This window comes from Streptococcus caledonicus (assembly GCF_042656225.1).
GTDB lineage: Bacteria > Bacillota > Bacilli > Lactobacillales > Streptococcaceae > Streptococcus > Streptococcus caledonicus.
In genome coordinates this window covers 675,717-687,642 of sequence record NZ_JBHSOJ010000016.1, presented here as the reverse complement: position 1 = coordinate 687,642, position 11,926 = coordinate 675,717, and the positions used below count along the sequence as shown (strand labels likewise).

The following is an 11,926-nucleotide window of genomic DNA, read 5'->3' as shown; positions in this document are numbered from 1 at the left end:
GTCACTGGCTAGGTATCTTACTATAAGGAGACCACATGTCAGAATATAACTGGAATGAACGTCATATTATTACTTTCCCGGAAGAAAAAACAATCCTTTCTACTAAAGACCTTCATGTTTATTATGGTCAAAAGGAAGCTATTAAGGGAATTGATATGCAGTTCGAAAAAAATAAAATTACGGCTCTTATTGGTCCGTCGGGCTGTGGAAAATCAACCTTTCTTCGTAGCCTTAATCGTATGAATGACACCATTGATATCGCTAAGGTAACTGGAGAAATTACTTATCAGGGAATCAATATTAATGCTCCAGAAATCAATGTCTATGAAATGCGTAAACATATTGGAATGGTATTCCAACGTCCAAATCCATTTGCAAAATCTATTTATAAAAACATTACTTTTGCATATGAACGTGCAGGAATGCGAGATAAAAAAGTTCTGGATGAAATCGTTGAAACGTCTTTGAAACAAGCAGCGCTTTGGGAACAGGTTAAAGATAGTCTTCATAAATCTGCTTTCACGCTTTCAGGTGGTCAACAACAAAAACTTTGTATTGCTCGTGCAATTGCTGTTAAACCGGATATTTTATTGATGGATGAACCAGCTTCAAACCTTGATCCAATTGCAACCATGCAGTTAGAAGAAACCATGTTTGACCTTAAAGAAAATTACTCTATCATCATTGTAACTCACAATATGCAACAGGCTGCTCGTGCTAGCGACTACACAGCATTTTTCTATCTGGGGGATTTGATTGAATATGATAAAACCAAAAATATCTTCCAAAATGCGACTCTTAAGTCGACTAATGATTATGTTACAGGACATTTTGGATAGGAGGTACCATGTCAGAACCTATTTTACAAGTGAAAGACTTGTCGGTTTACTATAGCCAGAAAAAAGCTTTAAACAGTGTTAGTATGGATTTTCAACCCAATGAAATAACGGCTCTAATCGGACCATCTGGTTCAGGGAAATCAACTTTACTACGTGCAATTAATCGTATGGGAGATTTGAACCCTGAATGGACTCTAACAGGCTCAATCAGCTATAATGGGCATAATATTTATAGCCCGAGTACGGATGCAGTAGAACTTCGTAAAGAAATTGGGATGGTCTTTCAGCAGCCCAATCCTTTCCCAATGTCAATTTATGAGAATGTTGTCTATGGTCTTCGTCTAAAAGGAATTAAAGACAAGTCCATCTTAGATGAAGCAGTTGAAAAATCTTTAATTAGAGCTTCAATTTGGGATGAAGTTAAAGATCGGCTTCATGATTCATCGCTAGGATTATCTGGTGGACAACAACAACGTGTCTGTATTGCTCGAGTTTTGGCAAATAGTCCGAAAATTTTGTTAATGGATGAACCTACATCCGCTCTTGATCCGATTTCTGCTGGAAAAATTGAGGATACTCTTTTCGGATTGAAAAAAGAGTATACATTACTTCTTGTCACACGATCAATGCAACAAGCTTCGAGGATTTCAGACCGTACAGGTTTCTTCTTAGATGGTACTCTCATTGAATATGATAAAACCAAAGAAATGTTCCTCAGTCCTAAAAATAAAGAAACCGAAGACTATATTTCTGGTAAATTTGGGTAATCTCTTACGACTTACGAAAGGAAAAATATATGTTACGTGCACAATTTGAAGAAGAATTATCTAAACTTCACAATCAATTTTACGCAATGGGGACTGAAGTTTTAGCTCAAATTAACAATGCCGTTCGTTCATTTGTAACGCATGACCGTGAAATGGCTAAGGAAGTTATCGAAAGTGATGATATTGTTAATGCTTACGAAACACGCTTAGAAAAAAAATCTCTTGAAATCATTGCGCTTCAGCAACCAGTGGCACATGATTTACGAACTGTTATCACTGTTTTGAAGGCCTCGAGTGATGTGGAGCGTATGGGAGACCATGCTTCAGCTATTGCCAAAGCGACTATTCGTACCAAGGGTGAAGAACGTATTGCCGAAGTAGAAGAAGAAATTCGCAAAATGGGGAAAGATGTTAAGCGAATGGTAGAAGAAGCACTTGAAGTCTACATGTCAGGTGATGATGAAAAAGCTTATGAAATAGCTGCGTCAGATGAACTAATTGACAACATGTTCAAAGACATTCAAAATCTTGCTGTTAAACGTATTCGTGAAAATCCAGACACGGTATTTGCAGGAAAAGAATATTTCCAAGTTTTAATGTACTTAGAACGTATCGGAGACTACGCTAAAAATATCTGTGAGTGGGTTGTCTACCTCAAAACAGGAAAAATTGTTGAATTATAAAAAATATGGTAAAATGAGTAGTATTAATCTACTCATTTTTTTAGATTTAGGAGAATGTTATGTCAGTAGAACGTCTGATTACTAAATTCATTCCAGAAAATTATAATCTTTTCTTGGATATTGATCGACCAAGTAAAACCTTTAATGGTAATGTTGCTATTAGTGGTGAAGCCTTGGATAACCAAATGTCGTTGCATCAAAAAGATTTAACGATTACGTCTGTTTTGTTGGATAACGAAAAATTAACTTTCCATATAGATGATGACAATGAAGCAGTACATATTGACTTACCTGAAACAGGGAGTTTGACACTTGTTGTTGAATTTTCAGGTTACATTACAGATAACATGTCTGGTATATACCCATCTTATTATACGGTTGATGGTGTGAAAAAGGAAGTTATTTCAACACAATTTGAAAGTCACTTTGCTCGCCAAGCCTTCCCATGTATTGATGAACCAGAAGCAAAAGCTACTTTTGATTTCTCAGTGAAGTTTGACCAAGGAGAGGGTGAAATTGCCTTGTCAAATATGCCAGAAACTAATAGTGAGCGTCGTCAAGAGACTGGCGTATGGACTTTTGATACAACACCACGCATGTCATCTTATTTATTAGCCTTTGCTCTCGGTGATTTACACGGTAAAACAGCCTATACTAAAAATGGGACTCTTGTTGGTTCTTATGCGACGAAAGCTCACAAATTGAGTGAACTTGATTTTTCATTGGATATTGCGGTGCGTGTGATTGAGTTCTACGAAGATTATTTTGGTGTCAAATACCCAATTCCTCAATGTCTTCATGTTGGTTTGCCAGATTTCTCTGCTGGAGCTATGGAAAACTGGGGACTTGTGACTTATCGTGAGGTTTATCTCCTAGTTGATGACAATTCAACAGTATCAAGTCGCCAACAAGTTGCTCTTGTAATTGCTCACGAAGTAGCTCACCAATGGTTTGGTAACTTGGTGACAATGCAGTGGTGGGATGACCTATGGCTCAATGAATCATTTGCCAATATGATGGAATATATTGCAGTTGATGCGATTGAACCAACTTGGAATATTTTAGAAGATTTCCAGACATCAGGAGTTCCAGCAGCCCTTAAACGTGATGCAACGGATGGTGTTCAATCAGTACATGTTGAAGTTAACCATCCTGATGAAATTAATACCTTATTTGATCCAGCTATTGTTTACGCGAAGGGAAGCCGTTTGATGCATATGCTTCGCCGCTGGTTGGGAGACGATGATTTCCGTGCAGGGCTTAAAATTTACTTTGAACGTCATCAGTATGGTAATACTATTGGACGTGACCTTTGGAATGCCCTTTCAGAAGCTTCAGGGCGTGATGTTGCAGCCTTTATGGATTCATGGTTAGAACAACCAGGATATCCATTAGTAAGTGCAACCGTTGAAAATGATACATTAACCATTTCCCAAAAACAATTCTTTATTGGTGAAAATGAGGAAAGTGGTCGTCTATGGCAAGTGCCACTCAATAGCAGTTGGACTGGTTTACCAGATACGTTAACAGAAGAATCGGTAACGGTACCAAACTTTAGTGAGCTAGCTAGCCAAAACGAAGGAGCTTTGCTCTTTAATACCGGTAATACAGCGCACTACCTCAGCAAATATGAGGGAGAATTACTTGATAGGATTATGTTTAACTGGCCAAGTTTAGATAAAATTTCAAAACTTCAAGTGATTCAAGAACGTCGTTTCCTAGCTGAAAGTGGTGTTATTTCTTACAGTGAATTAATTCCATTAGTAGCTGAGTTGACGGAAGAAACAGATTATACCGTTCTAGATGCGATTAACTATGTTTTAGATGGATTAAAACGTTTTATCGAAGAAGGTAGTGAAGAAGAAACTGCTTTCAAATCAATGATAGAGAGTATTTTCCATAGAAATTATGAGCGTCTTGGTTTTGATAAACAAGAGGGTGAGACAGACGAAGATGAGTTTGTTCGTCAATATGCTATTGCAAATATGCTTTATGCAGACAATGCTACGGCTATTGAAAAAGCAAAAGTTATTTTTGAAGAATATAAAGATAATATTGCGAATATTCCAGCAGCAGTTCGTTCCTTTGTTTTGATTAACCAGGTGAGACATGCTGAGACCGCTGAATTGACAAAACTATTGTTAAATACTTATTCTGAAACAACAGATGGTGTCTTCCAACGTCAATTAGCAGCAGCGCTTGCTGAGACGCAGGATATCCAGACACTTCAAACAATTATTGAAGCGTTTGAAAATAAAGATATTATTAAGCCTCAGGATCTCTCAACGTGGTATGCGACTTTCCTTCGTCAATCATTTGCACAAGAGGCAGTTTGGTCGTGGGCTCGTCAAGATTGGGATTGGATAAAAGGAGCTCTTGGTGGAGATATGAGTTTTGATAAATTTGTTATCATTCCAGCAGCAATCTTTAGGACAGAAGGACGCTTAGCAGAATATAAAGCATTCTTTGAGCCACAATTATCTGATATGTCTTTGAGTCGCAATATCTCTATGGGGATTAAAGAGATTTCAGCTCGTGTAGCACTGATTGAGGCTAATAAAGCTGCTGTGTCAGCTCAACTTTTAGCAAAATAATGAAAAGGATTAGCATAGTACTGACTTGAAAAGTTAGAGAAATAGTTATTGAAAGGATTTAGTTCTGCATTGTACAGGACTAAGTCTTTTTAGTTTTAATACGTTTGTTGTTGTCATAAAAAATGTAATCTGTAATCGCTGTTTCCAAGTTCTCAAAAGACTGGAGTATGTTCTCAAACTCATAAAATATCTCAGATAAAACTTGCGAACTGAACTCTATCTATTACCCTTGTAGATAAGCTGAGTACAGTTAGCGGTTTATGGACTGGTTGGATGATGGGGACCTCATTTGATTCCATTATGAATCTTTTCCGGTGCTTTCCTTAGCAATTTGCCTATTTGTCAATTGGATTTTCCTTTACCGTTTCCAATATTCAATCGGATACTGTCCGTGATTGTCAAGTGTCTGATTTTTAGTATAAATGATATTTCATCTCAGAGAAAGCTTCTAAATATGTTTGTAGTGAACTATATTATATCTCTCTGAGATGTTTTTTTGATGCTCTTAAAGTCGATAACTTAGTTTTAGACCCATCAATAAATATAGATAATTATATTTTTAAAAAAAATTATAAAAATATATTGCAAACGGTAACAAAAAGTAGTATGATGTGTTTATAAAAAATTATAAAAAAATAAATATCTATAAAGGAGATGGATATGTGTTATAAAAAAACACCGATTATTGGTATTTCTGCCAGTATTATCGTAGATCAAGGAGGGATGTTTCCTGGTTACCACCGTGCCTATGTTAATGAAGACTACGTTCATTCGATTACGCAAAATGGTGGAATTCCGATGATTCTACCGGTTTCTTCTGATCGAGAAGTTTTAGATGGTTATATGGAAGGGATTGACGGTTTGTTATTATCAGGCGGGCATGATATCTGTCCGTTGAACTATGGTGAAGAACCAAGTCCAAAATTGGGAGATACTTTCCCAGCACGTGACCAGTTTGACTTTGCTTTGCTTGAAAAAGCTAAAGAGAAAAATATTCCTATTTTAGGCATTTGTCGTGGAGCTCAGATTATCAATGTAAACCATGGCGGGACTCTATGGCAAGATTTATCTTATGCCAATCAACCTTTTTTGAAGCATTGGCAGGAGCATTATCCAGATTTAGCAACACATTCTGTTATTCTGGAAAAGGACTCGCTCTTGATGCAGATTTTTGGGCAGGAAAAAATGTTAGTTAATTCTTTCCATCACCAGATTGTACGTGAAGTAGGAGAGAACTTGCGAGTTGTCGCACGCGCGATGGATGGTGTGGTTGAAGCTATTGAACATACTGATTATCGTTTTATGATTGGCGTACAGTGGCATCCAGAGATGCTACATAAGAGTATGCTAGAAATGAATCAGCTCTTTAAAGCATTTATTGAGGAAGCAAAGGTTAAACCAGTAGCTCGTGTTGAAAAAGCGACTGAGTTGGTTAGTTAGAAAGTACAGGTTTTTATCATGAAAAAGAAATTAGGATTCTATTCTATTGTATTATTGACAATTAACTCTATTATTGGGACAGGAATTTTCCTTTCGCCTGGTGCGGTAGTGGCCAAATCAGGCGACAAAGCGCTATTGATTTACTCTTTTGCAGCTATTTTTGCGGCGGTATTAGCGATTACGTTTGCGGCAGCTGCCAAGTATGTTTCAAAAGGTGGGGCTGCATATGCTTATACTAAGGCAGCCTTTGGCGATAATCTCGGATTTTATGTTGGAATTACGCGCTACATCGCAGCAAGTATTGCTTGGGGCGTTATGGGAACAGGTGTTGTCAAAACGGTTCTTAGCATTTTCAAGTTAGATAGCAGTAATCTTTTATTGGTAACAGTTGGTTTTATTTGTTTGATGGGCATTCTATTAGCTATTAATTTAGCAGGTACTCGATTCCTTGAGATTATTAATAATCTATCAACGCTTGGGAAGGTGGGTGCCTTGATTACAACTATTGTAGTTGGTTTAGGAATTGTCCTCTTTACACAGGTCAACGAATTTGGCAATATTCACACATTGACAGATGCTACTGGTGTGCCACTTGGTTATAATATGGATATTTCTAGTTGGGTAATGGCGGTAATTGCAGCATTTTATGCCTTTACAGGTTTTGAAAGTGTGGCAAGTGGAGCAGAAGATATGGAAGAACCGGAAAAAAATCTTCCACGTGCTATTCCACTTGCAATTGCTATTGTAGCAGCTATTTATGTTGGTATTGTGGGTGTTGCTATGATGATTAATCCACAAGCTATTATTAGTACAACAGAAGTTGTTGCCTTGGCAGATGTTTTTAGCAATCCGATCATCCGTAGTGTCATTATTCTCGGAGCCTTGGTGTCTATGTTTGGTATAAATGTTGCAGCTTCTTTCCACACTCCACGTATTTTAGAGGCGATGGCTCTTCAAGGACAGATTCCAGTTTTCTTTGCGAAACGTACAGATAAAGATTTTCCAGTGGTAGCCTTCTTCATAACAATTGGAATCGCCATTCTATTGCCAATGGCCTTCCGATTTGATATGACAAGTATCATGGTATTGAGCTCTATTTCGCGTTTTATCCAGTTTATCGTTGTACCGTTAGCAGTCATGGTATTCTATTTTGGACGGGAACGTGGGCAAGCCCTTCAAGATGTTAAGAAAAACTTTGTTGTAGATGTGATTATTCCAGGAATTGCCGTGATTTTAACAGTTGTTTTACTCTACAATTTTAGCTGGACGCAACAATTTACGATTGTTCTTGAAGATGGAAGTGTACTTCCAAATACCTTTGCGATTGTGGCAATGGTGATTGGTTATATTGTCTTGCCATTTATCTTGATGATTTGGCAACACATGCGTAAACAGACGCAGGAACAAATGATTGAAAAATAAAAAATCGCAATAGAAAAAACAAGGCAGGGAGAGGGGAAACTTAATTCCTGCTGAATAAATGAGGTGAAAACATGATTGAACGTTTAACAAGTACAAAAATTCCAGCAGCTGTAGGCAGTTATTCATCGGCTAGCAAGGTGGGAAACCTGATTTTTACATCAGGTCAATTACCCATCAATGCTGAAACTGGGAAAATTGATCAGCCAACATCTATTGAGTGGCAGGTGGAGCAATCTTTGAAAAATATAAAAGCTATTTTAGAAGATAATGGATCGTCCATGGAGGCGATTATTAAAACGACAGTTTACCTAGCCGATATCGCTGATTTTAATTCTTTTAATGGTGTTTACCAGACCTTTTTCCAAAATGGTTTTCCAGCTCGGACGGCATTTGAAGTAGGGAATCTTCCGATGGGAGCTTTAGTGGAAATTGAAGCAATCGCTGAGGTTCTCTCATGAAAGATAATACAAAACTACTCCATGGCTATACTGTTTTGGATGAATATACTGGTGCAGCTTCTGTACCGATTTATCAAACATCTACTTTTAACAATTCAGAACTCTATTGCGCGCAGCAAAAACATCTCTATACACGTTTTTCAAATCCAACAACAGATGCTCTTGAAGATGGCTTTCGGTGTTTAGAAAATGCAGCATATGCTGTAAGTTTTGCTTCTGGTATGGGGGCTATTTCAAATGTACTCATGTTGCTGAATGCGGGAGACCATGTCATTTTTCCTAAAGAAGTATATGGAGGAACTTGCCAATTTGCGACTACTATTTTGCCGAAATATCAGATAAAAACGAGTTTTGTTGATCTGGCAAATGTGGAGGAAGTGGCTACGGCTATTCAGCCGAATACCCGTATGATTTATATGGAAACGCCATCCAATCCATTGTTGAAAGTCTGTGATATTAAGGCGCTGGTATCTCTTGCTAACCAAAAGGGGATTATGACAGTTGCGGATAACACTTTTATGACCTCTCTTTTCCAAGATTGCTTGGCTCTAGGTGTGGATATTGTAGTAGAAAGTGTTACCAAATTCATCAATGGACACAGTGATGTTGTGGCTGGTTTGGCGGCGACCAATAATGAAGACTACTATCACCAACTGAAATTATTCCAAAAGAATTTTGGAGCAATTTTGGGGGTAGAAGATGCTTGGCTGATTCTTCGTGGTATGAAAACTATGGGAATTCGTGTAGACCATGCAGTCAAAAATGCTCAAACTCTTGCAGAATTTTTGGAACATCATCCTAAAATTAAGCATGTTTATTATCCAGGATTGACTAGTCATCCTAATCATGATATTCATATGATGCAAGCGAAGAATGGTGGTGCTGTTTTGTCTTTTGAATTGGGATCAAAGGAAGACTTATTAACATTTACAAAACGGATTCAAATTCCGATTTTAGCAGTAAGTTTAGGTGGTGTAGAGTCTATTCTATCGCATCCAGCAACGATGTCTCATGCTTGCTTAACGCCTGAAGAACGAGTTGAACAAGGAGTAGTTGATGGGCTCTTACGCTTGTCCTGTGGCATTGAAAATATCGAAGACTTATTAGCTGATTTTGAACAAGCCTTAAACTTTTAATCCATTATCATTTCAAGAGATAGGCTCCTTAGGGGCTTGTCTCTGATTTTTTTAAATGAGTTGAGAGAACTTCAAAAACTCTCTTAGAAGAAGGAATTATGACAATTGATTGGTATCAAGAAGTAGTATCAAGAAAAGAAGCATTACTAGCAGATGTTGAGCGACTTTTACGTATTGACTCTGTTAGGGAAGATGACTGTGTCACCACTGCTTATCCAGTAGGACCCGGTCCCAAAGCTGCTTTGGATGAATTTCTCTTAATGGCCCAAGAAAATGGCTTTTCGTATCAAAGCTTTGGTCCTTTAGTTGCCCATGTAGATTGGGGGAAAGGAGAGGAATTATTTGGACTTTTAGGTCATGTTGATGTGGTGCCAGCAGGAGACGGCTGGGATAGTGATCCCTTTTCTCCTACTTATCAAGAGGGTAAGTTGATTGCGCGTGGGGCTCTGGATGACAAGGGTCCACTCGTTGCAGCATTTTTTGCTATGAAACTTTTAAAGGAAATGGGATTTGAACCACATAAGACTGTTCGCATGATTGTGGGAACGGATGAAGAAAGTGAATGGAAGTGCCTTAAATATTATCAAACACAAGTAAAGTTGCCAAAAACTGGTTTTGTCCCAGATGCCTATTTTCCTATTGTTAATGGAGAAAAAGGTAATGCTTCTATTGTGATTCGTTTTGCTAGTGACACTAGAGAATCATCTGAGCTGGTATTAGATAGTTTTGAAGCTGGTCTACGAGAAAACATGGTACCTGATAAGGCGGTTGCTTGTATCAGTGGACGTGGACTATTGATATTGGCCAAAGATTTTTCGGATTTCTTACAAGTTCATCCAGAAATTCAAGGTCAGGCTGAGGTGGAAGGACAGAATCTTTCACTCACTGTTCATGGGAAATCCGCTCATGGTGCTAAACCCGATGTGGGAACGAATGCTGCAAGTTACCTAGCACTTTTTTTGAGTCGTTATAAGTTTAATCGTTCATCGGCTAATAAATGGATAGAATTTATAACTCAGATTCTACACCAAGATGTCTGGGGTGAAAAATTAGGTATTGCTTATGAGGATGCTTGTATGGGGCGTTTGACTAGTAATTTAGGTTTGGCTACGTATAATGATGAAACAGGAGGGAGTCTTACGCTAAACATTCGTTATCCACGAGGGGTGCAAGTATCTTCTTGGTCTCCCTACTTATTACAAAAATTGAAAGAGAAAGATGCGATGATCCAAGTCCAAGTGACAGACAACCAAGAACCGCATTATGTTCCAGGGAATCATCCTCTGGTACAAACTCTCTTGAAGATTTATCATGAGCAAACAGATTTACCTGCATACGAACGTGTCATTGGAGGAGCGACCTATGCTCGTCTCATGCCAGAAGGTGTAGCCTTTGGTGCACTTTTTCCAGATGCCCAGGATACCATGCACCAAGCAAACGAATATATTTTAGTCGATCATCTTTTAGCTACCTGTGCTATGTATGCACAGGCCCTATATGAATTAACCTGTAGAACATACTAGAGTGATAGGGATGTTAGAATGCGTAGCAATAAGTTGATAAAAAAATAGCGATGTGATACAACTATAGTTGGAGGTGGCCATGAATTTACAATTAAAATCCTATATTCCACTCATTGATTTTTTAGCTGTAGTCTTGGGAAAAGACACCGAAATTGTATTGCAAGATTTCACAGATGGGTTAGATCATTCTGTAGTCTATATAAAAAATAATTTATCAGGACGTGACGCGGGTGCACCAGCCACAGATTTTGTCTTAGATGTGTTTAAGTCTAAAATTTACAAAGAAAAGGACTATCTGGTTAATTATCGGACAAAAACAATCGCAGGAAAGGAATTATTCTCATCTAGTTATTTTATCAAGGATGAGGATGAAAAACTGCTAGGTATGATTTGTATCAATTCGGATAAATCTAAACTTTTGGCCTTGAGACAACTCTTTGTAGCTAGCATAGAGAGTTTAGACCAAGCACTGATGATTGATAGTCCATCAACGGAGAGTCAAACGGAACCAATCATTGAGAATTTTTATTCTACTGCTGAGAATTTGATTGAAGCAAGCATTATACAAGAAACACAGGGAAAAGACCTTAACAAGTATAATTTGACTCGTTTAGAGAAAATTTCTATTGTTCGTTCTCTTTATCAGAAAGGATTTTTTGATTTGAAAGATGCTGTTTCTAAAGTAGCTGAGGCTTTTCGTATGTCAGAAGTTAGCATTTATAAATACATTCAAACGGTTAAGCAGGAAGATTAGCAACCATATAGAAAAAAGCTATGAAATTCAGTTTAGTTTCATGGCTTTCTTTTATGGTCATCTTAGTCAGATAGATTTATTTGTTTACTTTACCTAGAACCTCTCAAATCTCAGTGGAGTAAGGGAGGATTTCCCCGATATTTTTTGACCCCTTCACGAATCTGCGTTTTATATTGAAGGCCATATTTCTTAGCAATGGTACTCGGTTCGCAACTTTGGGTACTGAGGTAGTCCTTGACGAACTGCAATTTAAACTTGAATGAATACCTTTTGAATTTCCGACTTTTTTTGCTCTTTTTTGCTATAAGAA

General features: G+C 37.8%; 10 protein-coding genes and 1 pseudogene. 10 read left to right on the top strand and 1 reads right to left on the bottom strand.

The annotated features are described in order from the left end of the window. Window positions 1-35 precede the first annotated feature (35 nt). Genes pstB (ACFPQ3_RS07230) through ACFPQ3_RS07215 form a run of 4 tightly spaced genes read left to right on the top strand, consistent with a single transcriptional unit; the run spans window position 36 to window position 4,883 of the window. The gene (pstB, locus tag ACFPQ3_RS07230) at window positions 36-839 is read left to right on the top strand and encodes a phosphate ABC transporter ATP-binding protein PstB (RefSeq protein ID WP_156805145.1); all 804 of its coding nucleotides are present in this window, start codon (window positions 36-38) and stop codon (window positions 837-839) included. Window positions 840-847: 8 nt separating this feature from the next. After that, window positions 848-1,606: a phosphate ABC transporter ATP-binding protein PstB gene (gene pstB / locus ACFPQ3_RS07225; RefSeq protein ID WP_156805146.1), complete on the top strand. Its 759-nt coding sequence runs from the start codon at window positions 848-850 to the stop codon at window positions 1,604-1,606. Between the two features lie 29 nt (window positions 1,607-1,635). After that, a complete protein-coding gene (phoU, locus tag ACFPQ3_RS07220) occupies window positions 1,636-2,289 on the top strand; it encodes a phosphate signaling complex protein PhoU (RefSeq protein WP_156805147.1) in 654 nt (217 codons plus the stop codon). 59 nt (window positions 2,290-2,348) lie between these two features. Continuing rightward, on the top strand, window positions 2,349-4,883 hold the full coding sequence (locus tag ACFPQ3_RS07215) for a M1 family metallopeptidase (protein WP_156805148.1): 2,535 nt from the start codon (window positions 2,349-2,351) through the stop codon (window positions 4,881-4,883). Window positions 4,884-4,928: 45 nt separating this feature from the next. On the opposite strand, the pseudogene ACFPQ3_RS07210 reads toward ACFPQ3_RS07215, so the two are convergent. Beyond that, window positions 4,929-5,079, bottom strand: a pseudogene (locus ACFPQ3_RS07210) (IS3 family transposase); the annotation flags it as partial. A gap of 464 nt (window positions 5,080-5,543) precedes the next feature. Between ACFPQ3_RS07210 and ACFPQ3_RS07205 the strand changes: the two are divergent. From ACFPQ3_RS07205 to ACFPQ3_RS07180, 6 genes are all read left to right on the top strand, one after another. Further along, window positions 5,544-6,323, top strand: a complete 780-nt coding sequence (locus tag ACFPQ3_RS07205) for a gamma-glutamyl-gamma-aminobutyrate hydrolase family protein (RefSeq protein WP_156805149.1) — start codon at window positions 5,544-5,546, stop codon at window positions 6,321-6,323. A gap of 18 nt (window positions 6,324-6,341) precedes the next feature. Next, complete coding sequence (locus ACFPQ3_RS07200; RefSeq protein WP_156805150.1) at window positions 6,342-7,745, top strand: APC family permease; 1,404 nt, start codon at window positions 6,342-6,344, stop codon at window positions 7,743-7,745. A 71-nt stretch (window positions 7,746-7,816) separates the two neighbouring features. Further along, on the top strand, window positions 7,817-8,203 hold the full coding sequence (locus tag ACFPQ3_RS07195; protein WP_156805151.1) for a RidA family protein: 387 nt from the start codon (window positions 7,817-7,819) through the stop codon (window positions 8,201-8,203). Next, a complete protein-coding gene (locus ACFPQ3_RS07190) occupies window positions 8,200-9,339 on the top strand; it encodes a trans-sulfuration enzyme family protein (protein WP_156805152.1) in 1,140 nt (379 codons plus the stop codon). Before ACFPQ3_RS07195 ends, ACFPQ3_RS07190 begins: the two co-directional genes overlap by 4 nt. Before the next feature lie 98 nt (window positions 9,340-9,437). After that, window positions 9,438-10,862 (top strand): dipeptidase PepV, encoded by a 1,425-nt coding sequence (gene pepV / locus ACFPQ3_RS07185; protein ID WP_156805153.1) that lies wholly within the window; start codon window positions 9,438-9,440, stop codon window positions 10,860-10,862. A gap of 79 nt (window positions 10,863-10,941) precedes the next feature. Then, complete coding sequence (locus tag ACFPQ3_RS07180; protein ID WP_156805154.1) at window positions 10,942-11,616, top strand: helix-turn-helix transcriptional regulator; 675 nt, start codon at window positions 10,942-10,944, stop codon at window positions 11,614-11,616. Window positions 11,617-11,926 lie beyond the last annotated feature (310 nt).